Source organism: Simiduia aestuariiviva, assembly GCF_014192475.1.
In the GTDB taxonomy this organism is placed as follows: domain Bacteria; phylum Pseudomonadota; class Gammaproteobacteria; order Pseudomonadales; family Cellvibrionaceae; genus Simiduia; species Simiduia aestuariiviva.
In genome coordinates, this window is sequence record NZ_JACHXZ010000003.1 from 534,543 (window position 1) to 558,791 (window position 24,249).

A 24,249-nucleotide genomic window follows, 5' to 3' on the forward strand; every position below is an offset into this window, starting at 1 on the left:
TCAGGGTGGGCAACGGAAAGGGCGCACATTCTACTGACTTGCCCCCCCGAATGCAGCCCCAGATTGAACATATTTTAAACAAATCCGTATCTGGGCAATCGCCAAGCGCGGTGCGATACTGTTCGCCATCATTCAGGAGGCCCCATGAGCCAATCATTGCTGAATATTGCCCACCGAGGCGGCACGTCCTTTGGCCCAGAGAACAGCTTGGCCGCAATTGCCCAATCCGTAGCGCTGGGTGTCGACGCCATTGAAGTGGATATTTGGGCCTTGGCAGGCGAATTGTGGGTAGCGCACGATCGTCGCCTGGGCCGCACCCTGCCCGGCACGGGCGCTTTTGGCACACTGAATCATCAACAACTGACGGCGCTACAACTCAGCAATGGCGAACCCCTGCCCCGCTTACAGCAAGCCTACGACCTCACGCGCGGTGAGTGCCTGCTCAATATCGAAATCAAAGGTCCAGACACAGCACCCCTGCTGTGCGAATGGTTGGCGACCCAGCTGGCTAGCGGTGCACGCGCAGACGACTTTTTGATTTCCAGCTTTGACCATGTACAACTGTTGTATTGCCTACAGCGGCTACCGGCGATTCGACGTGGCGTGTTAGTTGAAGGCATTCCGCTACAGGCCGCAGAGCAGTGCGCCCGCCTGGAAGCATACAGCTTTAATCCTTCCATCAATTTTATCAATCGGGAGTTGGTCCGGTCGGTACGGCGCGCCGGCTTAAAAACGCTGGTCTATACGGTCAATGAGCCCGAGGACTGGCAGTGGCTCGCCGACATGGGCGTGGATGGGGTTTTCACGGACTGCCCCGAGCGATTACAACAGTGGCAGGCTAGCCGCCGTTGACGTCGAGATAGCCGCGCTGGATGGCGGTTTCAATGGATTTAGAACCCTCCACTAAATCCAAAAAGCGACCCCGCAACTCTGCCAAAGCGGTCATTTCGGCGTCCGTGGGCAAATCTTCAGTGCCCTCATACTGAACGGCCAAGTCGTGCAAGCGCTTTAAATAGGCAGCCCGCGCACGCGCGACCAATTCGGCCATTGGCTTTAATTTTGCCAGGGTCAGCTCATCCAAAATCGGATTGATGGCCGCGCGATTGGCTTCGCGCAGCAAGCGTTCGAACTCCATCAAAAGACGATTGGTGGGGATCGCCATATCACGCCTCCTCTACGGGTGTGGGCAACAGTGCCCGATCGAGCGCCTGCATCAAGCTTTCCAGACTTTCGTGGCCGTCTTGGCACAGGTCTGCTTCACAGATCACAGCGGTATTTTCATCCATTACCATCACTTCAGGTGGATGAAACTCTGACGCTAAAGGCACGCGATAGACATAGATTTGATCTTGATACTTTGCCTGTAGTGTTTGCGCCCATTGGACCATCGGCGCATCTCCGAGCATTAGCACCACCGGCTTGGGCAGCAACACCTCGCGCATGGCCTGCAGCAACGTAAAATGCGCCTCGGGCTGACGGCGCAACAACGGCATGGCGTGGCTTACGGTGGCCGACGCAGCATCCACATAGCGAGGCTCTGCCGTGAGGTGCCCAAAGCGAATCAACGCCAACGCCGCCGCACCATTACCGGAGGGCGTCATGGTGTCGGCAAAGGGTTTGGGCTTAAACGGCAACGGCTCATGGTCATTGGCCACAAAGAAAAAGCCACCCAGCAGTGGATCATAAAAATGATTGAGCAAGCCCTCAGCCATATTGCGCGCCATGTGGTAGTCGCTATCGCGCCATTGAATACGCAGCATGTCCAGCAACGCCAAGAGCATGAAGGCATAGTCGTCCAGAAAGGCCGGAGTGCGTTCACCCGATTTTTTCACCACACTGAACAGACGTTTATTAAACCAGTGGCGCGCCACTATCTGGTCCATGAGCTGTTGTGCCTGCTGAATGGCTGGGGCATCGCCTAAGAACCGGGAAACCTGCGCCATGGATTTACACAACAGGGCATTCCAGCTGCAGATTACTTTTTCATCGCGATCAGCGAGCGGCTTTTGATAGCGCAGTACCCGCAACTTTTCGCGGGCACTGTCGAACAGGCGCGTGGCGTCCTCTATGGCAATGCCGACCCTGTGGGCGGCCTCTTCAGGCGAGCGCGCGCAATGCAGCAAGAAATCATCGTTGAGTTTGCGCTCTAGGCCATAGAGTTCATTCAGGAACGTGTACTCTTCCTCGGTGACCGCCGCTTTGATTTCCATGCGCGTGTAGCGATAAGCACTGCCGTCACCGTCACCGGTACTGCTATCGAGACTGGCACCGAAGCCATTGGGAACCGCCAGCGCGCGGCGCAGCCATCTCAGGGTTTGGCGTGCCACATAGGTGTAGAGTGGATCCTTTAAGCGCCCGCCGGCTGCGGCATACAAGCCAATCACAATGGCATTGTCGAATAGCATCTTTTCGAAATGGGGTTGCTCCCACGCCGCGTCGGCGGCATAGCGGAAAAAGCCGCCATCGATGGCGTCGTGTACGGCCGAAGCAGCAATGCGATCCAGCGTTAAACGCAAATGAATTTCTGCTGGCCCAGCCAGCTCTGAGGCCTCGGATACCGTTTCGAGCAACCGAAATAAATTGAACGGCAAGACAAATTTTGGCGCGCCGCCAAAGCCGCCGTGCTCGGTATCGGCCTGCTCCAACAATCGCCGCGTGGCCTCGTGCAATAGGTAGAGGTCGGCCAGCTCAGGCGGATCGGTTTCCGGCAAATCGTTCAAGGCTTTGAAACTTTTGCCCATTTGATCGCGTAAATTTTGAAACTCTTTGTGCTGCTCCCGATAAAAATGGGTAACCCTGTACAATAGATCTTCAAGTGGAATTCGACCGTGCGAGGGCTCGCGCGGGAAATAGGTACCCACCACAAAAGGCACATGGCTTTTTGGGCACAGGAACACGGTTAGCGGCCAACCGCCTGGCTGACCGTTGAGCAACTGGTGGGCCGTCTGAAAGATATCGTCCAGATCTGGCCGCTCTTCTTTATCGACTTTAATACTGACGAAGTGCTCGTTGAGCTGCTGCGCAATTTCGGGATCAGAAAAAGATTCCTTTTGCATGACCTGGCACCAGTGGCAGGCGGAGTAGCCAATTGACAGCAAAATGGGTTTATCGAGACGGCGAGCGGCCTCGAGGGTCTCTGGTGACCAGAGCTGCCAGGCCACGGGATCCTGAGCATGCTGCTGCAGGTAGCGGTTCTCCTGACCCTGTAATTCGTTGCGCAAGCTCATTGAACGCGTTGCTTCCTCTATGTCCAGCTTGTTGTGAGGCGATTTATTGTGCGCCGGAAATCAAAAGCATAGCACTTCGCCACAGGTTGAAAGCGTATCGCAATCAATACCTTAGCCCAAATAGCTATTGAGCCGACGAATGGTAATTGAGGCGACAAAAGCCGGCGCTAGCCCAGCGCCAGCGTCATGATCGAGACAGTGGCACCCGCGATTTCGGCAGTGCGCGCGAGGGACCAGCCAAGGCGCCGGTAATAGTCTTGATGATCGCGGGTATAGAGGTGAAGTTGTGCGGCGTTTAGGCGGCGGGCCGCCAGGGTCTGCGCTTGCACCAGGGCGGTTCCTATGCCGCGCCTGCGTTGCGCTGGCCGCACCCAGAGATTGGTGAGCCAAAGCGCGTCAGCGGGTGCCAGTCGACCCGGGTAGTGAGTGAGGGTGGCCACCCCCACGAGCGCCTCATCGCACAGACCCAACACGGTATACGGCAGGGCTGCTTGCCCAGCGATCTCGGCCGCTAGGCGCGCGCGCACCTGGGCTAAATCGCCCCTAGCCCCCTCGCGCTGACGTTGAGCCATGAGCAAATCTGCCAGCTCAGCGGCGTAGTCCGGCGCGCTGGCTAGTGGAACGCAGCGAAGCCCCGCTGGCAGTGCCATCCGTTATTTAACGCTGGGCAGTTGCTCGCCGTGGGCCTGCTTGTCGGCGTGGTAGGAGGAGCGCACCAAGGGGCCACAGGCCGCATGTTTGAAACCCATTTCATGGGCCAGACGCGCGTATTCATCAAACTCATCTGGGTGCACATAGCGGGCCACCGGCAAGTGGTCTTTCGACGGCTGCAGGTATTGGCCGATGGTGAGCATGTCCACATCGTGCTCACGCAGATTCTGCATCACTTCGATGATTTCTTCTTTGGTTTCTCCCAAACCCACCATCAGGCCCGATTTGGTCAACACATCGGGGCGACGGGCTTTGTATTGCTGCAATAATTTCAAAGACCACGCATAGTTGGCGCCGGGCCGCGCTTGGCGGTACAAACGTGGCACGGTTTCCAAATTGTGGTTGAACACATCGGGCGCCTCGCCTTCTAAAATGTCCAGCGCGATATCCATGCGGCCGCGGAAATCGGGCACCAACACTTCCACCTGAAGGTTTTGGCTTAATGCGCGCGCCTCGCGAATACAGTCAGCGAAATGCTGTGCGCCGCCATCGCGCAAATCGTCGCGATCCACCGAGGTTATCACCACGTATTTCAGCTTCATTTCGGCAATGGCTTCAGCCAGTTTCAGGGGTTCTTCCGGGTCTAACGGATTTGGCTTGCCGTGGCCCACATCGCAGAAGGGACAGCGCCGGGTGCAGATTTCACCCATGATCATGAAGGTGGCCGTGCCGCCGCTGAAGCACTCACCCAAATTCGGGCAATTGGCTTCTTCACACACGGACGCCAGCTTGTTCTTGCGCAGGATTTTTTTGATGCGATCCACTTCCGGATTCACCTCAAGGCGCACGCGAATCCAATCGGGCTTGCGCTGTGGGCCGTCGGTGGCAATCACTTTTACGGGAATTTTTTCCAGTTTATCGGCATCGCGCAGCTTTTCGCCCTGCTTCAATCGCTGGCTGCGCTTAACGGGCAACTCAACGGCGAGATCCGAGGGGTTTTGATGGTCTGTCATGATCATTCCTCTGGCCGCGTGGCGGCGTGAGCGGGATCGGCGAGCAATGCCGCCTGTAAATTCGGGTGTAGATCGCGCGTTTGCGTGACCCGCGTATAGCCCAGCTGTTCGGTAAACAATTGTGTCATGCGCTCGGCCACCTGCATCACACTGGGGCGCTCGGCGCACAAATCCGCCAGTTGCGTCATCTGTAAGCCCTGATAGCCACAGGGATTGATGCGGCCAAACGGCGACAGATCCATGTCGATATTTAACGCCAAGCCGTGATAGCTGCGATGTTTGCGCACGCGCAACCCCAACGAAGCAATCTTGGCGCCAGCGTAGGATGGCAAGTCTACATAGACGCCCGGGGCATCGGCCTTGGGGTAGGCGGTTACGCCATAGCTGGCAACCGTATCGACCACCAACTGCTCAATCGCGGTCACCAACTCGCGCACGCCCATGCCGAGGCGCTTGATGTCTATGAGTGGATAACCCACCAACTGCCCGGGGCCGTGGTAGGTCACTTGGCCGCCGCGATCCACTTTGACCACGGGAATATCGCCCGGCATCAATAGGTGTTCCGCCTTGCCCGCTTGGCCCTGGGTGAACACCGGTGGGTGCTCGAGCAACCAGAGCTCATCGGGGCTGTGGGCATCGCGCTCGCTGGTGATGGCGGACATGGTGCGCCACACCGGCTCGTAGGGCACAGAGCCCAGCCAGCGAACAATGAGTTCGGGCGCAGCGCTCAATTACAGCACCATGCGCACAATCGGGTTCTTTTTTAAATCCTGGAAGATCGCCTGTAGCTGATCTTCACCGGTAGCGGTAATCATCACCGTCAAGGACTGAAAACGCCCCTTACTGGAATCGCGTACGGTCACGAGCCCCGGGTGAAATTCGGCTACGTGTCGCGCCATTACCTCGTTTACCAGCACATGCAGAGCATCGCCGGCATCGCCCATGACTTTGACGGGGTAGTTTTCACAGGGGAATTCAATTTTTGGGGGTTCTTGCTGGGACATCAGCACCGGTACCTAAGCGCATAAAAATGGGCCCAGATTATAGCGCTTTGGCAATGCGGCCTCTACCACTGTGGCCAAACTGCCCCGCTCCGGCGCCAGCCAAGGGCTGCCACAATGCCCCAGCAATCGAGTGAAGCTGGGGCAATGGGCGGGGATTAGGGCGAGACTTAGTTAAAGAGCTGGAAGAAAAACAGCTTGATACCGTCCCAGAGGCGCGCGAAAAAGCCCGCTTCGGCCACATCTTCGGTGACCACCAAGGACTGATCATAGAGCGTTTCGCCCTCTAGACTAATGGTCAGACGCCCCATCTGTTGGCCGGCGCTAAGGGGGGCTTTGATTACTTCAGGTAGCTGCAGCTCAGCCTTTAACGCCTTTTCGGCACCGCGCGGAATGGTCAAGGCGACGCGCTTGGCCACGCCCAGCTGTACTTCATCGCGCTGCCCGCCCCACACGCGATTGGTGGACAGTACTTCGCCAGCGGCATACACCGTGTGCGTCTGGAAGTAGCGGAAGCCGTAGGCAAGCAGCTTTTGTGATTCGTTGGCGCGCGCGCCTTCACTGCGGGTGCCCATAACGACAGAAATTAACCGCATACCGTCGCGCTGGCCCGACGCTACCAGGCAATAGCCCGCCTCATCGGTGTGGCCGGTTTTTATGCCATCGATACTGTCGTCGGTGAATAACAGCTTATTGCGATTGGGCTGGTTAATACCGTTGTAGGAAAAGTATTTTTCCGAATAGAGCGCGTAGTGCTCGGGGTGGTGATTGATCAACGCCTGTGCCAATAGCGACAGGTCGCGGGCCGTTGTCAGGTGGCCCTCAGCGGGCCAGCCGGTAGCATTCTTATAGTGAGTGCTGGTCATCCCCAACAGCGCTGCCTGCTGATTCATAATATCCACAAACGCATCTTCGCTGCCTGCCACGTGTTCGGCCAAGGCCACACTGGCATCGTTGCCCGACTGAATGATGACGCCGCGCAGCAAGTCGATCACGGGTACTTGGGTGCCCTCGCGGATGAACATCTTAGAGCCGCCCATACGCCATGCTTTGACGCTAACCTCTACCAAATCCTGCTCGCCAATTTTTCCACTCTCGATATCGCCCGAGACAATGTAGCTAGTCATCATCTTGGTGAGGCTGGCGGGTGGCAGCTGTTCGTCGGCATTGTGCTCCACCAACACCTTGCCGGTATCGGCATCCATGAGTATGTAACCCGTGGAAGAAATCTGGGGTGGCGCGGGGATAATGACCGGTGCGGCGGTGGCGGGCAGCCAAGCCAGTGCCGATAAGGCCGCTACCGTAAACGTGCGCGTAAGTGTGCTAGACATCCAAACCTTCATGAATTTTTATGTTCCGTATTGTTAACGAGGATTACTGATACACCACGTGCGGCCGAACGCCACCCTTGCGGAATACCAATTCGCGAATGCGCATTAAATCTTGATTGTCCGTAATCGGGCCAATGCGAACCCGAAACAAACTGTTTTTACTGGCCTGAGCCACGAACACGGGATAGTGGGTCAAGCCCCCCAGCTGATCGCGCAAACTGTTGGCAGAATCTTTTGACGAAAATGCGCCGGCCTGAAGAAATGTGTTGGCGGGCAACTCATAGCCCTCCACATTTTTTGGCAGCGGCGCTTTGTGCTCTAGCGTCTGGCCATCTAGTTTAGGGGGCACGGTGGCCGCCTGCGCCATCACCTCCGTCGACCCATCACGCGCATTGGCCCAGGCGATGGGATCAATGGCTTCGACGCGCACACGCGCTGTACCCCGCTCGGCATAATCGAGTTTGCGCGCCGCGGCATAGGACAGATCGATAATGCGATCACCGTGAAACGGGCCGCGATCATTAACCCGCACGATGACACTGCGCTGATTGTCCAGATTGGTGACCTTTACATAGGAGGGAATGCGCAACGTTTTATGAGCCGCGGTCATCCCGTACATATTATAAATTTCGCCATTGGAGGTCTGGTGGCCATGAAATTTATTGCCGTACCATGAAGCCATACCCTCTTCGACATAGGGCGCGTCTTCGGGCAGCAGGGTGTAGGTTTGCCCAAGTACGGTGTAAGGCGATTTATTACCGGCACTGGTGCGGGGCTCTACTTTGGGGATGGCATCTGGCACATGGGAGACATCCAAGGGCGCGTCTGGGCCATAGTCTTGGTCGACCTGATAGCGCGAGGCTTGCCGGCGGTCGGCATCACTGGGTTGCGGCTGACTGCTACACGCCCACAACCCCACACACAGCAGTCCCGTCAGGCAGCGCGCGCCAATGCGCGTCAATTGAAGTGAATCAAATTTCATTGCGAATATTTACGCTCGATCGCTTGTGATAGTTGATAGGCAGCCAAGGCATACATACGGCTGCGATTATACCGAGTTATCACATAGTAATTTTGCGTACCGGCCCAAAATTCTGCACCGTGCTCGCCATCCAACTTATAGAGAGTGAGCGGCTCGGCATCGGGTAATTCCAGCACCGGGCTAAAACCCGCCTTGCGCGCAGCGGCCGTTGTAGTGTCTGGTTTGAGCGTGGTGTTGAGTAGGCTTGCATCAAAATTATCGGATACCCGCACTCGAGTGGTCACAGGCTGACCCGTTTGCCAACCGTGCTCGGCAAAATAATTGGCGACGCTGCCAATGGCATCCACGGGGTTGGCCCAAATATCGGCGATCTCGTCGCCATCAAAATCCACCGCGTAATGGCGAAAGCTCGAGGGCATAAATTGCCCATAGCCCATAGCGCCGGCATAGGAACCTTTTAGCAGTAATGGATCCTGTTTTTGCTCTTGGGTTAACTGCAGAAAATGTTGTAACTCTTTGCGAAAAAAACTCGCGCGCGGCGGGTAGTCAAATGCCAGCGTCGACAGGGCATCGAGCACCCGGTAATTGCCCATGGTCCGACCATAGCGCGTTTCCACGCCAATAATGGCAACGATCATAGCCGCAGGCACACCGTAGGTCTGCTCGGCGCGCGCCAAGGTGTCCTTGTGCTCGCGCCAAAAATCGACGCCCTTTTGAATGCGGTCGCCGGTCAAAAATATCTTGGCGTACTGGGCCCAGGTAAGGGTTTTTTCGGCGGGCCTGGCAATGGCCTCCAAGATAGACTGCTGCTTTTTCGCGCTGGCAAACCACTGATCTAATTGCGCCTCTGTGGCCACGTTTTGCGCCTGCATTTCATGCATAAATGCCTGCGCTTCGCTGTGTTCGCGATAGTCGGCTAGGCTGTGGCTGGCGCAAGCAGCCAATAGGGCCGCACTCAACATCTGTTTAACCATTTATCCCTCTTCCACTACTTCTCAATGAACTCGCAGTTGCTTCCGCGAGGGGTGATTCTGTCGTGAACAGAACCGCTAAATTACATTGTCAATCGTTAACCGCGCAGGCACGAACACCACGACAAATACAGTTACAAGGTGACGCGGCGGCGCTCTGTGCTGATCGCCATTAACACACCAAATCCGGCCATGAGCGTCAGCAGCGAGGTGCCTCCGTGGCTGACCAACGGCAGTGGCACTCCCACAATGGGTAGCAAACCAGACACCATACCCATGTTAACAAACACATAGACGAACAGCGTGAAGGTCAAGGCACCCGCCAGCAAGCGCCCGAAGGAGTCCTGTGCTTTGATCGCTATCATAAAGCCTCGGGCGATAATAAAGACATAGAGCGCCATCAATAAAATGACCCCCAGCAAGCCAAACTCTTCGGCCAGCACCGCAATAATAAAATCTGTGTGGCTCTCAGGGAGAAAGTTTAAATGCGATTGCGTGCCCGATAGCCACCCCTTCCCCTCAAGCCCGCCTGAACCAATGGCGGTCTTTGACTGGATGATATTCCAGCCCGCACCCAACTTATCCGCCTCGGGATTTAATAGGGTTAGCACCCGCTGTTTTTGATAATCGTGCATGACGTAGTGCCACATGGGGTAGAGGGCGGAGGCCGCCAAGATCAAGGCGCCTAAAATATAACGCCACCCCAAGCCCGCAAAGAACAACACGATCACGCCCGACTGCGCAATAAGTAGCGAAGTGCCGAGGTCCGGTTGCTTCAGGATTAATACCGTGGGTACACCAATCAACACCAAGGCCCAAGCGATGTGCTTAAACGTGGGCGGCAACAAGCGCCGCGAGAGATAACCCGCCAGCAACACCGGCACGGCGAGCTTTAAAATTTCAGAGGGCTGAAAGCGAAACCCGCCCACGCCCAACCAGCGCTGAGCGCCTTTGGCGCCCGTGCCCACCAATAACACCAACACCAATAAAATTAATCCGCCGGCATACACCCAGGGTGCCCAACGCTGCATCATGCTCAACGGAATTTGCGCGACAATGAACATGCCAATAAAGCCCAGCACGAAAAATACTGCCTGCCGCTTTACATAGTGCAACTCGGATCCGGCCGCGCTGTACAATACAATGAGCCCAAACGCACTCAGCGCCATCAACAGTACCAGCAGCGGCAGGTCGATATGCAGTGACTGCATCAACCCAGCCTTGCGGCGCAAATCGGCATGAGCCTCAGGCATACTGCGTCTAAAGTCACCGCCACTCATGGCTGGCCTCCGTTCCCCAACCATGCTGAATCGGCCGCTGTTGGCGTATCCAGCAAATAGGCGTCAAACACTTTGCGCGCGATGGGCGCTGCCGCCGACGAGCCGTGCTCGCCATTTTCCACAATGACAGCTACCGCAAGCTTGGGCGCCTCCGCGGGCGCAAAGGCCACAAACAGGGCGTGGTCGCGCAACCGCTCCTCAACTTTCGAGGCGTCATACTCTTCATCTTGCGCCATGCCCACCACCTGCGCAGTACCGGTCTTGCCCGCAATGCGGTACGACAAACCACCGCGACGAATTCCCTGCGCAGTGCCGCGCAGTCCGTGCACCACTGACTGCATTGCCTGATCGATGATGAGCCAATCCGCTGCATCGATTGCCTGCGTATCTAATATTTCGGGCTCATATTCCACATCACCAAGTCGCCTAACCAAACGCGGTTTGCGACGAACGCCTTTATCAGCCAGGGTCGATGTCATCACGGCCAATTGCAACGGCGTTGCCAACACGGCGCCCTGCCCTAGGCCCACATTTAAACTATCGCCGGGAAACCAAGGCAGGCCCCGAGCTTTGCGCTTCCACGCCTTTGACGGCCAATTGCCAGACCGCTCATGGGGCACATCGATACCGGTGGTTTGCCCCAATCCAAAATGCCCCCCAAATTCGTGCATGCGATCGATGCCCATGCGAAAGGACAAATCGTAAAAATACACATCGCAAGATTGCTCAATGGCCGTGTGCAGCGCCACCCGCGCGCCGTGGCCACCTTTTTTCCAATCGCGGTAAAAGCGTTCGTCATTTTCCAACTGGTAGAAGCCGGGGTCGCGCACGCTGTAGTTGGCATCCACAACCTTGTAGAACAAGCCCGCCAAACCCAACATCGGCTTGAGCGTGGAGCCGGGTGGGTACTGCCCCTGCAACGTGCGATTAAACAGCGGTAAATCACGGGATTCATTTAGCGCTTTGTAATCGGCAAAACTGATACCCGTCACAAATAAATTGGGGTCAAACGCAGGCGTTGAGACCATGGCCACGACACCTCCGGTGGCAACTTCAATGGCCACCACCGAACCGCGCTTGTCGGCCAGCGCCTCATGGGCCACCTGCTGCAACTGGGCGTCCAAAAATAGCGTCAGATTCTTGCCCGCCTCCGGCGGCTGGTAGTCCAGCACCCGTAAAATGCGCCCCCGGGCATTGATCTCTACGTGCTGGCTACCCACTTGCCCCAGCAAATCAGATTCATAATATTTTTCGAGTCCCAACTTGCCGATGGTATGAGTGCCGCTGTAGCGGGCATAGGCCTCCTCATCAAAGGCTGCCAATTCGCGCTCATTGATGCGCCCCACATAGCCGATGCTGTGGGCAAACAAGGCACCCAGCGGGTAGTGACGCACCAATTCAGCGCTGACTTCGACACCGTCCAATTGGTATTCATTGACGGCTAGCCGGGCAATTTCATCTTCGCTCAAACGGTAGCGCAGGGGGATGGCCTCATAGGGCCGACGCCGTTGTTTTAAGCGCTCGCGAAACGTCGCCAGATCTTCGGCATCTACGTCGACCAAAGTCTGAACTTGCTCCAACGTTTGCTCGAGGTCCTGCGTCTGCTCACGCACAATGGAAAGGGTGTAGCTGGGTCGATTATCGGCCAGCAGGCGACCGCGACGGTCGTAGATGAGTCCGCGGGTGGGCGGAATTGCCTGCACCTGCACACGATTGCGATCGGAGCGGGTGACATAATCTTCGTGCTCTACTATTTGCAACCGGTAGTAGCGCAGAAAAACCACCGCCAACAAACCCACCACTAGAACGCCAGCGACTCCTACCCGCCGAGCAAAAATTCTTGCCTCGCGGTGGTGATCTTTAATTTGCAGATGATCTGACATTCAGTGGCTATTTTTTGGAGTTCGCGTGCGCAACATTATCACAAAAGTCAGGCCCGCTGTGAGGCCCGCTATGAGTGTGACCACTAGCGCCGCTAAAAATTCCACCGAGTTTGAAGGCTATTTATGGTAGGGATGATTGGCGAGGATGGTCCACGCCCGATAGATTTGTTCCGACAACAATACGCGCACCAAGGGGTGAGGTAAGGTCAGGCGCGACAGCGACCAATGCACGTCGGCGCGCGCGCGGCACTCGTCGGATAAACCGTCTGGGCCACCCACAAGCAGCGACACATTGCCGCCGTCCATCTGCCACTTGGCCAATTGCTGTGACAGCTGTTCGGTGGACCAATCCTTGCCTTTCACCTCCAGCGCAATCACGCGATCGCCCTCGCCCACTGCCGCCAGAATCGCGGCCGACTCTTTGGCGATGGCGGCTGCCGTCGAACTGGATTTAGAGCGCTGCCCCAAAGGAATTTCTACCAACTCCAAGGTCAATTCCCGGGGCAAACGCTTGGCGTATTCGCCGTAGGCCGCCTGCACCCAATCGGGCATGCGCGTACCTACAGCAATGAGGCGAATGCGCATTACGCCTCGCGATCACTGGGTTTCATTGACCACAATTTTTCCAGATCATACAGCTCGCGCGTGGCCGGCATCATGACGTGCAATACGGTATCGCCAAAATCCACCAACACCCACTCGGGCGCATCCATGCCCTCTACACCCATTGGGCGAATGTCGCGCTTTTTGGCTTCTTCGATGGCATTTTCTGCCAGCGAACGCACGTGCCGCGTCGAGGTACCGCTGGCTATGATTAACGTGTCCATTACGTCGGATAGTTCGCGCACATCCAAGGTAACTAAATCTTTTGCTTTGGTATCTTCCAGAGCGCTGATGATGATGTCGTTCAAGTTTTCAGCCATGGGCTTAAGGTTTCCGGTATCGATTAAATATGAATTGTGAGAGTAAATAATTAACTGTGCCGCTCGTCGGCGAGCGCGACATACAATTTGTGCGCTTCAACATAATCCGCCACCGCGGGCGTCAGCCACTGCCGCGCGGAGCGCCCGGCAGCCAGGGCCGCGCGAATGTCAGTGGCAGATACGGGCAAGTGCAACGCATCCATCATCCAAATGCCGCCATGGGGGCGCGCCAAAAGCGCCGCACGAGTGCAACCAAAATCTTGCACAAAGCGCCCGACTTCGGACCCTGGCGCGGGTGGCGCCACCTCTGGCCGCGCCAGAATGACGAGGTTGGCCAGCTCAATCAGTTGCTGCCACTGGTGCCACTGATTAATTGCGCAGAGCGAATCCATGCCCATGACAAAGTACAGCCCCACTGTAGGTCCCGACTCCGCCCGCAACGCCGCCAAACTATCCACGGTATAGGACGGCTTTTGGCGGCCCAGCTCGCGTTCATCGAGAGTCAATTGAGGGTAGTCAGTCAATGCTAAACGCACCAGTTGCGCGCGCTCCACGGCATCCACCTGTGGACTGGCACGGTGTGGCGGAATGTGCGCGGGCATGAGCCGCATTTCATCCAGCGCCAGCTGCTCGCGCACCTGCTCTGCATGGGTCAAATGACCCAGATGAATGGGATCAAACGTGCCGCCCAGCACCCCAATGCGCTTCACTTATTGGCGCACCTGTCCGGAGCCAAATACAATCCATTTCTGCGAGGTTAGCCCCTCTAAGCCCACCGGCCCACGCGCGTGCAACTTATCCGTGGAAATGCCGATTTCAGCCCCCAAGCCATACTCAAAACCATCTGCGAAGCGGCTAGACGCGTTTATCATCACCGAGCTGGAATCCACCTGTCGCACAAAGGTGTGCGCGCGGGCGTAGTCGTCGGTGACAATAACCTCGGTGTGGCCCGAGGAGTACTGATCGATGTGCGCCATGGCGTCGGCCATATCTGCCACCACTTTAATGGACAATACTGGAGCCAGATACTCGGTTGCCCAGTCTTCATCGGTGGCCGGCACCGCGTCAATGACGGCGCGGGTTTTATCGCAACCTCTCAATTCCACTCCCTTGGCGCCGTAGGCCTCAGCCAAGCGCGGCAGAATTTCAAAGGCGACGCCCTCGTGCACTAGCAGCGTCTCCATGGCGTTGCACACGCCATAGCGGTGGGTTTTAGCATTGAGCGCGATGTTAAAGGCCATATCCAAATCCGCGCGATCGTCAATATAGGTGTGGCAAATGCCATCCAAGTGCTTAATCACCGGCACGCGGGCATCGCGACTGATGCGCTCGATCAGGCCTTTGCCGCCGCGCGGCACTATCACATCCACATATTCTTTCTGGGTAATCAGCTCACCCACCGCCGCGCGATCAGTGGTCTCTACCACCTGCACACAATGGCTAGGCAAGCCCACTTTCTCAAGGCCGCGCGCGATGCAGGTTGCGATGGCGCGATTGGAGTGAATGGCCTCGCTGCCGCCGCGCAAAATGGTGGCGTTGCCCGACTTCAAACACAGGCTGGCGGCATCGATGGTGACGTTGGGTCGACTTTCGTAGATGATCCCGATGACCCCTAGCGGCACACGCATTTTACCGAGCTGAATGCCCGAGGGGCGAAAGCTCATGTCACTGATTTCACCGCAGGGGTCGGGCAGTGCGGCCACTTGGCGCAGCCCTTCCATCATGCCATCGATCACTTGGGGGGAAAGCGCGAGGCGATCCAACATGGCGGCATCCAAGCCGTTCGCGCGGCCAGCCTCCACATCTTTGGTATTTTCCAGAGCTAACTGCTCGCGGGCAGACGCCAATTCATCGGCGATGGCTAACAGCGCGGCGTTTTTCAGGGCGGTGTCAGCACCGGCTAAAATACGACTGGCGGCGCGAGCCTGCTGTCCCAGGGTGTGCATGTAGCTTTGTATATCCATTAATAACAACCTTTAATTGCGGGACGCGCATTATACCGACTTTCGGGATTAGACGAAAATTGCCGCCTTTTGGCGGCTAAAACTCACTAAAAAACAGGAAAATCCAGAAAATCAGGTAGAAGTCAAACCGTCGATGGTGGTCGCCAGCCACAGCAACCTATCCCGCGTGGGGAGTACGAGCGCCTTTTGGCGCTGATTCGTAGCCAAGGGTAGCAGTTGCAGCAGCTGCCAACTTAAGGTGGCCACATCGGTCACCGGCGGCAATGCCAAACTGGCGACGCTCGGATGGGACTTCAACTGATTGAGCACATCGAGCAACCCGTCCCAATCCGCCAGCGATTCATGGCATGGCTGCTGCGCCAACACTTCACACTGCCCGACCACTAGCCCATCGGGCTGCGAGTGATGGGCGAGTATGCGGGTTACCGCGCGCCCTTCAATCGTGACGCCGAGCAACCCATCGGGCAGCGGATCCCAGTCGACAATGGCCACTTCAACGGCCACTGGAAAAAAGCTGGCCTGACCAACCTCGGCACCCTCGTAAATTTGCGCCACCACAAAGCCCGAATCTGTGCGCATTTGCTGCGTGAGCATCGACAGATAACGCTGCTCAAAAATCCGCAGAGGCAACCGCACGCCGGGCATCGGCATTTGCTTGAGCGGAAAGATGGGCAGCGGTTCAGCCATCGCGACGTTCAGCACCAAAGGGCTTGAGCACCAAAATCAACTTCGGCAGCAGGGTCAGCGCCGCCAGAATCGCGGCCAACATGGCCAGCGCGGTTAACAGGCCGAAATACACTGAGGGGATAAAATTAGACAGCGCCAAAATAGAAAAGCCTTGAATAATAATCACTGACGTATAGAACAATGCGCGACCAATAGAACCGTGGGCCCGATGCATTGACGCCATGTACTGACCAGATTGTTCAAATTCGCGACGGAATCGGTGCATGTAGTGGATCGTATTATCCACCCCAATGCCCACCACAATGGCGGCAATGGTAATCGTCATCATATCCAACGCGATACCCGCCAATCCCATCACGCCCAGCACCACCGCTGCCGCCAATAGGTTGGGCAGTATGCCGATTAAGGCCAGCAATAGGCTGCGAAACAGCACACTCATCATCAACGCAATGCCTAAAAACACCGCGCCCAAGGTAACGATTTGCGAGTGGAATAAACTCTGCAGCATGTTGTTGTACAGCACCAGCACGCCGGAAAACTTCACCTGCGCCGGCGCCAAATCGAGCGCATCGCCAGTGGCGTAGGCGCGAATTTTTTCAATCAATTCCGCTCGCCGCAGATTCGGGTCCGTCTCTTTCACGCGCAGAGTGATGCGCGCCTGATTGTGTTCGGCCGACAAATACGGCGACACTAAGAGCTTGTTGACGTTGTCGGGCAGCGACTGGCGCAGCACGGCCAATTCAAAGTCATTGAGCGGCGCGCCATTAATATCGCGTGCCACCTTGTATGCCGTAGCCAGCGATTGCACCTTGCCCACTTCGGGCAGCGTTTCAAGGTAATCGTGTAGCTGCTCTATTTGCGCCAATCCGGCCCCGGTAAACCAGTAGCTTTCGCGGGTGGGTGTATTGGGGTTCTGCTCAGAGAAAGGATCCACTTCGGCAAAGGGGTCCACCTCTAACACGGGCTCTGGCGCATCAAACGGGTCGGGCGTATCGAAGGCGTCCACTTCGTTAAATGGATCGTTGGCAGCATTGTCCTGAGAGGGCCCCACAATCGGCCCCTCCAATAAAATATCCAGAGTTGCCGTGCCACCCAGATTTTGGTCGATAACCGTCATACCCTGATAGATTTCAGTAGAGGGGCGGAAGTAGTCGATAAAGCGGTTTTCCACTTTGAGCTGGCTGATGCCCAGCCCACTCAATGCCGCCAATCCCAACGCCAGCAACAACACAGAACCGCCAAAGCGTTCCGTAAAGCGCGCAAAAAATAACGTGAAGGCTGGATTATCGTCGGCCCGAGCAGCTGCCGCCAATCGATCCCGCCCAGCCCACATGAGGCCAGCCGGTATAATCACAAACGCCAGGGTGGTGGCCACCGCCAAGCCAATCACCATCATCCAGCCAAAATCCATAACGGGCCGAATATTGCTAACCACCAGCGAGGCGAAAGCCACCATGGTGGTCATTACGGTGTACACAATGGGCTTAAACATCAGCTGCACTGTCTGCTCAACCAACATCTGTTGAGGTTGCGCAGGTTGGTGCGCCGCCAACTCTCGGTACCGAACCACTAAGTGGATAGTGATCGCCAAGCCAATGATCATGAGCAGCGCCACGAAGTTGGATGAAATCACCGTCAGGCGCCAATCGATCCAGCTCAACCAACCCAGCATCGCCAGCACGGCGCCGACCGCCGTCATCAAGGGCAAAACCACAAACACCCAGTTGCGGAAAATGATGGCCATCAACACCAAAATAAACAGCAATATCGCTGAGCCAAACACCACCAAGTCGCTTTTAATGAACGCGATCATATCGGCGGTGATCATGGTCACACCACCCAGAAAAATTTGCGCCTCGTCCTTGTAGTGCGAAACGATCTCGCGCACCTGCGCCACGCGTGCCGCTGCGCGCTCAGATTCAGCGGTTCGATACGCCAAAAATTCTGCGCTCACGGCCTCGAGCCGCGCGCGCTGGGCTGCGCTCAATTCGCCCTTGCGGGCCAGCGTGCGCAGGGTGTCGCGCTCGCGCACCATGCCGATGTAGGTTTCGTCAACGGCGAGATTTAACAATATTGCGGTGGTTTGGCCGTCGGGGCCGAGCAACATTTCCTTGTACACCGGGCTCAGTAAAAATTCTTTTTCAGCGAGCGCCCGATCGACGCTGGGGTCACTCAGTGTGGTGGGATTAGATAGCCCGCCCATGCTCACTAGCGGGCTATAGAGCAAAGGCACATTTAAAATACTGTTGACGCCGACAACGCCGGGCACTTCAGCCAGTTCTGCCTGTAGCGCTGCGAGGTTCGCCAAGCTGGCGTCCGACATCAAGGGCGCCTTGGGGGTATAGGTCACCACCAAGAAATCGCCAGACTGGTAGCGCTTGCTGATTTCCCGGAAGTAGTCCACCGAGGCGTCCTGCTCCAGAGTGAGCGAATCGGCAGAGGCGTCGAGCTTGAAGTTGGGTAGGCCCGCGGCGAGACCCGCCAGCAATAGCGCAACCAGCGCGAGCGCCAGCCGCGGGCGAGAAATAACGAGCCCGTGGTACAGGCGGTATAAAAAGTGAGTCATGGATAATCTGCAGATGGTAGCCGTCCCTAGGAGCGACATTATGGTGGTTACACCGGCAAATTTAAACTGCCGTTTAAATTTATTGTTAAAACCAGTCATTGGGCGCAAGCACGCGCCCTTGGGTGGCCCGGAGGCCTTCCTGCACTTATACGCGGGCGAAATCACCGTGGATTAATCCCGCCCGGGAACAGAAGCCTTGAGTGGAGAGCCGACTTAATCGTTACAGTTGACTCCCCAAGGAGCAGGGAGCGCGAGCGGCTAAGACATTGTTTTCAGTTATACTCGCGGCTTAATTATCCCGCACGGACGATTTCACGCGCACTGGCACTTGGTTGGCATGTATAAAATTCAGCTCAAAGGTCAATCCGGCGAATCCCATTGGGTGGCCGAGAAAAACGTGATGCTCGGCAGCGCTGCCGATTGCACCTTGGTGGCCGAGGGCGCTGAAGCGCACCATGCGCGCTTGATCACCCAAAATGGCCATTTGATTCTGCGCGACAATCGCAGCCAGACAGGCAGCTATGTAAATGGCCAGCGAGTGACTGAGCGCGAACTCTTCCCCAGCGACACCATCCGTTTAGGCACCGCCGAATTGATCGTGCTCGGCCCAGACGACGCCCTATCCGAGTCCGACAACAGCCACCTCGCCAAGCGCTGGTGCCTCGTGAGTGACAGCAGCTGGCTCGCCGGCCAAGAATTTGTCATCGCGCCCGGCATGTCGGCCATTGGCCGCGGCGCCCAGTGCGGGATCGTCATTCCCGGCACCCACCTGTCGCGCCAGCACGCCGAGTTTGAACTGCTCGACAACCAACTCAAAATTCGCGACTTGGGCTCTGCCAACGGCAGCTTTGTCAACGACCATCGCATCGCCGCACACCAGCAGGTGCGACTGGTGCCCGGCGACCGATTGCGCTTTGACGTCTACAGCTTTCGCGTCATCGGCCCCGGCATGACCACCGGCAGCACCCGCCTTCGACAAAGCCTGTCTGACAGCGCCATCAAAGAGCGCAAAGCCATTAACACCGATCCCAAACACTGGAAAACCAAACCCACCTCCCCCGGCAACCGTGAAGAGCCGCGCCCCGTGAGCCACGGGCACCGGATAGCGCTGGCAATTATCGCCGGCCTGCTGGTCGCCGCTGGGGGCTATTTGAGTGCGATTCTGAAATGGTGGTAGCGCTGCGACAGGGCGTGATACTCGACGCCGACAGTTTAGGGCCGGCCGATCTCGATTTATCTGGCCTGCTCAACAGTCTGCCCCACTGGCACTGCTTCGACAGTACAACCCCAGCGCAATTGTCCGCGCACATCGCCGACGCCGAGGTCGTGGTCACAAATAAGGTGGTGCTCAACGCCGACACATTGCGGCGCCATCCACAGCTCAAGCTCATTTGCGTGGCCGCCACCGGCACTAACAACGTCGACCTCGCCGCGGCGCGCGCGCAGGGCATCACTGTCTGCAATGTGGTTAATTACGGGCCCCGTTCTGTGGCTCAGCACGCCCTGATGCTGATGCTCAATCTCGCCACCCGCGCACCCGACTACAGCCGCAGCGCTACCAATGGCCGCTGGAGCCAAAGTCCGTTTTTTTGCTTGCTGGATCACCCCATCGTCGAGCTGGCAGGCAAAACCTTGGGCATCGTGGGCTATGGCGTACTGGGCCAGCAGGTGGCGCAACTCGGGTCGGCACTCGGCATGAATACAATGATCAGCGCGCGCCCCGGCAGTGACACTGTGCCCGCAGGTCGCCACCCCTTTGATGACGTATTGGCCCAGGCCGATGTGCTTTCACTGCACTGCCCGCTTACCGAGACTAACCATCAACTCATCAATGCCCGGCGCTTGGCGCGCATGAAACCGAGCGCGTTTCTCATAAACTGCGCGCGCGGCGGATTGATCGATGAGTTAGCGCTCGCCGAGGCGTTGCGACAAGGGCGTTTGGCCGGCGCAGGGCTCGACGTGCTCAGCCAGGAGCCACCGCCGGCAGACCATCCGCTGCTGGCGAGCGACATTCCAAACCTGATAATTACGCCCCACACAGCCTGGGCCAGCCGCGAGGCGCGCCAAAACCTCATCGACATTCTGGCCGACAATGTGCGGGCCTATTTAGCGGGCCAAGCCATTAATCAAGTGGGCTAAACGCCCCCGCTCAGCGCGCCGTCAACACCACGGCCGACACATTGTCATCGGCGCCGCGCTGCTTGGCCGCCTCGATCAAACTGCGCGCCATGACGGCGGGCGCCACTGGCTGCGACAGGCAGCGGCGCCAATCGGCGGCGACTAACGCATTTGAAACGCCATCGCTGCACAGTACGTAGCAATCTCCCGGCGCGCTGCGATGCACCGCCGCCGAAAAGTCGAAATCATCGGGGGCGCCCAAGGCGCGCGTTAAAATGTGCTTATTGGGGTGGTTGGCAATGTCCGCTTCCGACAGCTCACCGCTGCCCCTCAACACCTCGACATAGGTGTGATCGCGCGTAAGCCGCGCCAACTCACCCGCGCGCCACCGATAACAGCGCGAGTCGCCCGCATGCAGCAAGGCCATTTGATCGCCCCAACCAAAACCGCAGATCAGGGTGGTGCCCATTCGGGCCAATTGCGGCTGCGCTTGCTGCTCAGACAGTATCCGGCGATGGGCAGCGCGCGCCGACTGTAACAAGCGCTCTAGCACCGCATCGCCATCGGCGCCCGAGGCCTCTGGCAACCAGTCTTGCAGACGATACAAAAACACTTCCAGAGCCAGCGTACTGGCCACCTCACCACCGGCGTAGCCGCCCATGCCATCGGCCACCAAACCCAAGGCCCAGCGCCCCTGTGCGTCCACCAACCAATCTACGGCGTCTTCGTTGTGGTCGCGCCCACCGCGGTCTGTGTGACCGCCTACTGCCAGCTGCATCAACCCGTCTCCCGTGCTCGCAATGCCTGCATCAATTGTTGATGCACGCCGCCAAATCCGCCATTGCTCATGATCACGATATGGCTACCCGACTCGCTCAGCGCCACCAAGCGCTGTACCAAATCCGCGTGATCACTCACCACCTCAGCGGGCACGGGCGAGACCTCCAGCAGTGCGTCCAGCGCCCAATCCACACCCGGCGGCTGGAACCACACCACGCGACTGGCATCGGCACAGGCCTCGGCCAGCACCGCCTTGTGCACGCCCGCGCGCATGGTATTTGAGCGCGGCTCTATCACCGCCACTATGGGCGCATCGCCCACCTTGGCGCGCAGGCCGGCGAGCGTCGTTTGAATGGCGGTCGGGTGGTGCGCGAAGTCATCGTAGACCCGACAACCCTGCACCTCGCCCAGCAATTCCATGCGCCGCTTCACGCCCGCAAATTCACACAGCGCGGCCAGCGATACCTCGGGTGTCACGCCCACATGGTGCGCGGCCGCCACCGCGGCCAAGCCATTGAGCACATTGTGTAGACCCGTGTGGGGCCAGCGCACCTCGCCCACCCACTGACCTTGATACGCCACGCGAAACGCGCTGCCGGCGGGGTCCAATAGCTCATAGTGCCAATCGGCGTCGGTAGATTCAGCGCCGAGTCGGCGCTGCTCGCTCCAGCAACCCTGTGCAATCACCCGCCCGAGATTGGCGTCGGCGGCGGGATAAATGACGCAGCCATGGCCCGGCAACGTGCGCACCAGATGGTGAAACTGGCGCTCGATGGCCGCCAGATCGGGAAAGATATCCGCGTGGTCAAATTCCAAATTATTGAGGATGCAGGTGCGCGCGCGGTAGTGCACAAACTTCGAGCGCTTATCGAAGAAGGCACTGTCGTATTCATCGGCTTCCACCACGAAAAACGGGCTGCCGCCCAAGCGCGCCGACTGACCGAAATTGGCCGGCACGCCGCCAATTAAAAAGCCCGGCGCCATACCGGCAAATTCCAGTACCCAGGCCAACATGGCGCTGGTGCTGGTCTTGCCGTGGGTGCCGGCCACCGCTAACACCCAGCGCTCATCGAGCAGGTGATCGCGCAAAAATTGAGGGCCCGATGTATAGGGAATAGTGGATTCCAGCAGCGCCTCCACCACCGGATTGCCGCGCGTCATGGCGTTGCCCACCACCACTAAATCGGGCGCGGGCGATAGCTGGCCTGGATCAAAACCCTGAATTAAATCGATGCCCGCCTGCGCCAACTGATCGCTCATGGGCGGATAGACATTGGCATCACAACCGCTGACCTGATGACCCAGCGCCTTTGCCAGTTGCGCCAGCGAACCCATAAACGTGCCGCAGATACCCAGAATATGAACGTGCATTGTCGAGTGTCACTTTGTTTTTAAAATTGCCGCAGCTTACCACGCAGCCTTGGACTAACCTATGCGGTGGGCGGTGCGACAACGCAGAATCCACGGCGTTGAGCGCGATTTTCCACTGCATTCACGGGCCAACTCCAGTATCATGCGGCCCCATCGAGCGGCACAGATCGCACCAGATCGCACAGACGATCCACCTTCAACACGAGACGAGACGAGAACGCATTTCATGGCTAAGAAAAACGCCTTTTACGCACAATCTGGTGGGGTGACGGCGGTCATTAACGCCAGCGCCTGCGGTGTCATCGAGACGGCACGCCAACACAAAGACAGCATTGGCAAGGTCTACGCCGGGCACAATGGCATCATCGGTGCACTGCGCGAAGAGCTGATCGACACCAGCAAAGAAACCCCCAGCACCATCGCCGCGCTGCGCCACACACCGTCGGGCGCCTTTGGCTCATGCCGCTATAAATTAAAAAGTCTGGAACAAAATCGCGCCGAGTACGAGCGCTTGATTGAAGTCTTCAAGGCCCACAACATCGGTTACTTTTTTTACAACGGTGGCGGCGACTCGGCCGACACCTGCCTGAAAGTCAGCCAACTGTCTGAAACCATGGGCTACCCCATTCAGGCCATCCACATTCCCAAAACCGTCGACAACGACCTGCCTCTGACCGACAACTGCCCGGGCTTTGGCTCGGTGGCAAAATACGTGGCGGTGTCCATCAAAGAGGCGGGCCTCGATGTCGCCTCTATGTGCGACTCGTCCACCAAGGTGTTCATACTGGAAGTCATGGGCCGCCACGCTGGCTGGATTGCCGCCGCCGGCGGCTTGGCTGCGCAGGAAGAAGGCGATGCGCCGCACATCATCCTGTTTCCAGAAATCGCGTTCGACAAAGCCAAGTTTTTAAAGCGCGTTGACGAGTGCGTGAAAAAGTACGGTTACTGCGCCATCGTCGCCTCCGAGGGCGCACAGTATGCCGACGGCAGCTTCTTGGCCGACTCGGGCACCGTGGACGCCTTTGGCCACAAGCAATTGGGCGGTGTTGCGCCCACCTTGGCCGCCATGGTGCGCCAAGAGCTGGGCCTTAAATACCACTGGGCACTGGCCGATTATCTGCAGCGCGCCGCCCGCCACATCGCCTCCGCCACCGACGTCGAGCAGGCCTACGCCGTGGGCAAGGCCGCTGTCGAAATGGCAGTGGCTGGCAAGACGGGCGTGATGGCTGCCATCGTGCGGGGCAAAGGCAAACGCTACAGCTGGAGTATCGGTGAAGCACCGCTGGAAAAAGTGGCAAACGTAGAGCAGAAGATGCCGCGCAATTTCATCACCAAAGATGGCTTTGGCATCACCGAAAAAGCGCGCGAATACCTCGCCCCGCTGATTCAGGGCGAAGACTACCCGCCCTACAAACACGGCATGCCCGTGTACGCGCGCCTGAAAAAAATCATCGCGCCGAAAAAGCTCAACACCGAATTTAAGGTGTAACGCGACTGCCCC

General features: G+C 57.6%; 24 protein-coding genes. 5 read left to right on the plus strand and 19 right to left on the minus strand.

Features of this window, described 5'->3' with window-relative positions:
* Positions 1-144 precede the first annotated feature (144 nt).
* Positions 145-852: a glycerophosphodiester phosphodiesterase gene (locus FHS30_RS12165; RefSeq protein ID WP_183910748.1), complete on the plus strand. Its 708-nt coding sequence runs from the start codon at positions 145-147 to the stop codon at positions 850-852.
* Here FHS30_RS12165 and FHS30_RS12170 read toward each other — a convergent pair.
* The 17 genes from FHS30_RS12170 to FHS30_RS12250 all read right to left on the minus strand — a co-directional run bounded on the left by FHS30_RS12170 (position 839) and on the right by FHS30_RS12250 (position 18,479).
* Positions 839-1,162: a hypothetical protein gene (locus tag FHS30_RS12170; protein ID WP_183910749.1), complete on the minus strand. Its 324-nt coding sequence runs from the start codon at positions 1,160-1,162 to the stop codon at positions 839-841. The two genes, FHS30_RS12165 and FHS30_RS12170, sit on opposite strands and share 14 nt — an antisense overlap.
* A 1-nt stretch (position 1,163) precedes the next feature.
* Positions 1,164-3,227: a thioredoxin domain-containing protein gene (locus FHS30_RS12175; RefSeq protein ID WP_183910750.1), complete on the minus strand. Its 2,064-nt coding sequence runs from the start codon at positions 3,225-3,227 to the stop codon at positions 1,164-1,166.
* Between the two features lie 167 nt (positions 3,228-3,394).
* On the minus strand, positions 3,395-3,799 hold the full coding sequence (locus tag FHS30_RS12180; RefSeq protein WP_183910751.1) for a GNAT family N-acetyltransferase: 405 nt from the start codon (positions 3,797-3,799) through the stop codon (positions 3,395-3,397).
* 81 nt (positions 3,800-3,880) lie between these two features.
* The gene (lipA, locus tag FHS30_RS12185) at positions 3,881-4,891 is read right to left on the minus strand and encodes a lipoyl synthase (protein WP_183910752.1); all 1,011 of its coding nucleotides are present in this window, start codon (positions 4,889-4,891) and stop codon (positions 3,881-3,883) included.
* A gap of 2 nt (positions 4,892-4,893) precedes the next feature.
* Entirely contained in the window at positions 4,894-5,622 is a 729-nt protein-coding gene (gene lipB, locus FHS30_RS12190; protein WP_183910753.1) for a lipoyl(octanoyl) transferase LipB, read from the minus strand.
* Positions 5,623-5,895, minus strand: a complete 273-nt coding sequence (locus FHS30_RS12195; RefSeq protein ID WP_183910754.1) for an HP0495 family protein — start codon at positions 5,893-5,895, stop codon at positions 5,623-5,625.
* A gap of 167 nt (positions 5,896-6,062) precedes the next feature.
* Entirely contained in the window at positions 6,063-7,223 is a 1,161-nt protein-coding gene (locus FHS30_RS12200) for a D-alanyl-D-alanine carboxypeptidase family protein (protein WP_221197268.1), read from the minus strand.
* 43 nt (positions 7,224-7,266) lie between these two features.
* Positions 7,267-8,205, minus strand: a complete 939-nt coding sequence (locus tag FHS30_RS12205; protein WP_183910756.1) for a septal ring lytic transglycosylase RlpA family protein — start codon at positions 8,203-8,205, stop codon at positions 7,267-7,269.
* A complete protein-coding gene (gene mltB / locus FHS30_RS12210) occupies positions 8,202-9,179 on the minus strand; it encodes a lytic murein transglycosylase B (protein WP_183910757.1) in 978 nt (325 codons plus the stop codon). The genes FHS30_RS12205 and mltB overlap by 4 nt, the downstream gene beginning before the upstream one ends.
* Before the next feature lie 131 nt (positions 9,180-9,310).
* The gene (rodA, locus tag FHS30_RS12215; protein WP_183910758.1) at positions 9,311-10,456 is read right to left on the minus strand and encodes a rod shape-determining protein RodA; all 1,146 of its coding nucleotides are present in this window, start codon (positions 10,454-10,456) and stop codon (positions 9,311-9,313) included.
* Complete coding sequence (mrdA, locus tag FHS30_RS12220) at positions 10,453-12,339, minus strand: penicillin-binding protein 2 (RefSeq protein ID WP_183910759.1); 1,887 nt, start codon at positions 12,337-12,339, stop codon at positions 10,453-10,455. The genes rodA and mrdA overlap by 4 nt, the downstream gene beginning before the upstream one ends.
* A 117-nt stretch (positions 12,340-12,456) precedes the next feature.
* Entirely contained in the window at positions 12,457-12,924 is a 468-nt protein-coding gene (rlmH, locus tag FHS30_RS12225) for a 23S rRNA (pseudouridine(1915)-N(3))-methyltransferase RlmH (protein WP_183910760.1), read from the minus strand.
* Positions 12,924-13,262, minus strand: coding sequence for a ribosome silencing factor (rsfS, locus tag FHS30_RS12230; protein WP_183910761.1), 339 nt, complete (start codon positions 13,260-13,262; stop codon positions 12,924-12,926). The genes rlmH and rsfS overlap by 1 nt, the downstream gene beginning before the upstream one ends.
* Before the next feature lie 50 nt (positions 13,263-13,312).
* Positions 13,313-13,972, minus strand: coding sequence for a nicotinate-nucleotide adenylyltransferase (gene nadD / locus FHS30_RS12235; RefSeq protein WP_183910762.1), 660 nt, complete (start codon positions 13,970-13,972; stop codon positions 13,313-13,315).
* Complete coding sequence (locus FHS30_RS12240) at positions 13,973-15,226, minus strand: glutamate-5-semialdehyde dehydrogenase (protein WP_183910763.1); 1,254 nt, start codon at positions 15,224-15,226, stop codon at positions 13,973-13,975.
* A 111-nt stretch (positions 15,227-15,337) separates the two neighbouring features.
* Positions 15,338-15,913, minus strand: a complete 576-nt coding sequence (locus FHS30_RS12245) for an LON peptidase substrate-binding domain-containing protein (RefSeq protein WP_183910764.1) — start codon at positions 15,911-15,913, stop codon at positions 15,338-15,340.
* The gene (locus FHS30_RS12250; RefSeq protein ID WP_183910765.1) at positions 15,906-18,479 is read right to left on the minus strand and encodes an efflux RND transporter permease subunit; all 2,574 of its coding nucleotides are present in this window, start codon (positions 18,477-18,479) and stop codon (positions 15,906-15,908) included. The genes FHS30_RS12245 and FHS30_RS12250 overlap by 8 nt, the downstream gene beginning before the upstream one ends.
* Between FHS30_RS12250 and FHS30_RS12255 the strand changes: the two genes are divergently transcribed.
* From FHS30_RS12255 to FHS30_RS12265, 3 genes are all read left to right on the plus strand, one after another.
* Entirely contained in the window at positions 18,478-18,654 is a 177-nt protein-coding gene (locus FHS30_RS12255) for a hypothetical protein (RefSeq protein WP_183910766.1), read from the plus strand. The two genes, FHS30_RS12250 and FHS30_RS12255, sit on opposite strands and share 2 nt — an antisense overlap.
* Before the next feature lie 162 nt (positions 18,655-18,816).
* Complete coding sequence (locus tag FHS30_RS12260; RefSeq protein WP_183910767.1) at positions 18,817-19,656, plus strand: FHA domain-containing protein; 840 nt, start codon at positions 18,817-18,819, stop codon at positions 19,654-19,656.
* Entirely contained in the window at positions 19,647-20,618 is a 972-nt protein-coding gene (locus FHS30_RS12265; RefSeq protein ID WP_183910768.1) for a 2-hydroxyacid dehydrogenase, read from the plus strand. Before FHS30_RS12260 ends, FHS30_RS12265 begins: the two co-directional genes overlap by 10 nt.
* Before the next feature lie 10 nt (positions 20,619-20,628).
* Here FHS30_RS12265 and FHS30_RS12270 read toward each other — a convergent pair whose 3' ends face one another.
* Positions 20,629-21,375 carry a PP2C family protein-serine/threonine phosphatase gene (locus FHS30_RS12270; protein WP_183910769.1) on the minus strand — a complete coding sequence of 249 codons (747 nt, stop codon included), beginning with the start codon at positions 21,373-21,375 and terminating at the stop codon, positions 20,629-20,631.
* Positions 21,375-22,748, minus strand: a complete 1,374-nt coding sequence (gene mpl, locus FHS30_RS12275) for a UDP-N-acetylmuramate:L-alanyl-gamma-D-glutamyl-meso-diaminopimelate ligase (RefSeq protein WP_183910770.1) — start codon at positions 22,746-22,748, stop codon at positions 21,375-21,377. The genes FHS30_RS12270 and mpl overlap by 1 nt, the downstream gene beginning before the upstream one ends.
* A gap of 226 nt (positions 22,749-22,974) precedes the next feature.
* On the opposite strand from mpl, the gene FHS30_RS12280 reads away from it, so the two are divergent.
* Positions 22,975-24,237, plus strand: coding sequence for a 6-phosphofructokinase (locus FHS30_RS12280; protein WP_183910771.1), 1,263 nt, complete (start codon positions 22,975-22,977; stop codon positions 24,235-24,237).
* Positions 24,238-24,249: the final 12 nt, after the last annotated feature.

Bases quoted from the DNA above. Each gene is read 5' to 3' on its own strand.
- FHS30_RS12200 (WP_221197268.1), bottom strand. From the start codon at position 7,223: ATGTCTAGCACACTTACGCGCACGTTTACGGTAGCGGCCTTATCGGCA.
- FHS30_RS12250 (WP_183910765.1), bottom strand. From the start codon at position 18,479: ATGACTCACTTTTTATACCGCCTGTACCACGGGCTCGTTATTTCTCGC.
- FHS30_RS12260 (WP_183910767.1), top strand. From the start codon at position 18,817: ATGTATAAAATTCAGCTCAAAGGTCAATCCGGCGAATCCCATTGGGTG.
- FHS30_RS12165 (WP_183910748.1), top strand. From the start codon at position 145: ATGAGCCAATCATTGCTGAATATTGCCCACCGAGGCGGCACGTCCTTT.
- FHS30_RS12255 (WP_183910766.1), top strand. From the start codon at position 18,478: ATGGATAATCTGCAGATGGTAGCCGTCCCTAGGAGCGACATTATGGTG.
- FHS30_RS12205 (WP_183910756.1), bottom strand. From the start codon at position 8,205: ATGAAATTTGATTCACTTCAATTGACGCGCATTGGCGCGCGCTGCCTG.
- rlmH (WP_183910760.1), bottom strand. From the start codon at position 12,924: ATGCGCATTCGCCTCATTGCTGTAGGTACGCGCATGCCCGATTGGGTG.
- FHS30_RS12240 (WP_183910763.1), bottom strand. From the start codon at position 15,226: ATGGATATACAAAGCTACATGCACACCCTGGGACAGCAGGCTCGCGCC.
- FHS30_RS12245 (WP_183910764.1), bottom strand. From the start codon at position 15,913: ATGGCTGAACCGCTGCCCATCTTTCCGCTCAAGCAAATGCCGATGCCC.
- FHS30_RS12195 (WP_183910754.1), bottom strand. From the start codon at position 5,895: ATGTCCCAGCAAGAACCCCCAAAAATTGAATTCCCCTGTGAAAACTAC.
- mpl (WP_183910770.1), bottom strand. From the start codon at position 22,748: ATGCACGTTCATATTCTGGGTATCTGCGGCACGTTTATGGGTTCGCTG.
- rodA (WP_183910758.1), bottom strand. From the start codon at position 10,456: ATGAGTGGCGGTGACTTTAGACGCAGTATGCCTGAGGCTCATGCCGAT.
- FHS30_RS12175 (WP_183910750.1), bottom strand. From the start codon at position 3,227: ATGAGCTTGCGCAACGAATTACAGGGTCAGGAGAACCGCTACCTGCAG.
- mrdA (WP_183910759.1), bottom strand. From the start codon at position 12,339: ATGTCAGATCATCTGCAAATTAAAGATCACCACCGCGAGGCAAGAATT.
- FHS30_RS12265 (WP_183910768.1), top strand. From the start codon at position 19,647: ATGGTGGTAGCGCTGCGACAGGGCGTGATACTCGACGCCGACAGTTTA.
- FHS30_RS12270 (WP_183910769.1), bottom strand. From the start codon at position 21,375: ATGCAGCTGGCAGTAGGCGGTCACACAGACCGCGGTGGGCGCGACCAC.
- FHS30_RS12170 (WP_183910749.1), bottom strand. From the start codon at position 1,162: ATGGCGATCCCCACCAATCGTCTTTTGATGGAGTTCGAACGCTTGCTG.
- mltB (WP_183910757.1), bottom strand. From the start codon at position 9,179: ATGGTTAAACAGATGTTGAGTGCGGCCCTATTGGCTGCTTGCGCCAGC.
- FHS30_RS12180 (WP_183910751.1), bottom strand. From the start codon at position 3,799: ATGGCTCAACGTCAGCGCGAGGGGGCTAGGGGCGATTTAGCCCAGGTG.
- FHS30_RS12280 (WP_183910771.1), top strand. From the start codon at position 22,975: ATGGCTAAGAAAAACGCCTTTTACGCACAATCTGGTGGGGTGACGGCG.
- rsfS (WP_183910761.1), bottom strand. From the start codon at position 13,262: ATGGCTGAAAACTTGAACGACATCATCATCAGCGCTCTGGAAGATACC.
- lipA (WP_183910752.1), bottom strand. From the start codon at position 4,891: ATGACAGACCATCAAAACCCCTCGGATCTCGCCGTTGAGTTGCCCGTT.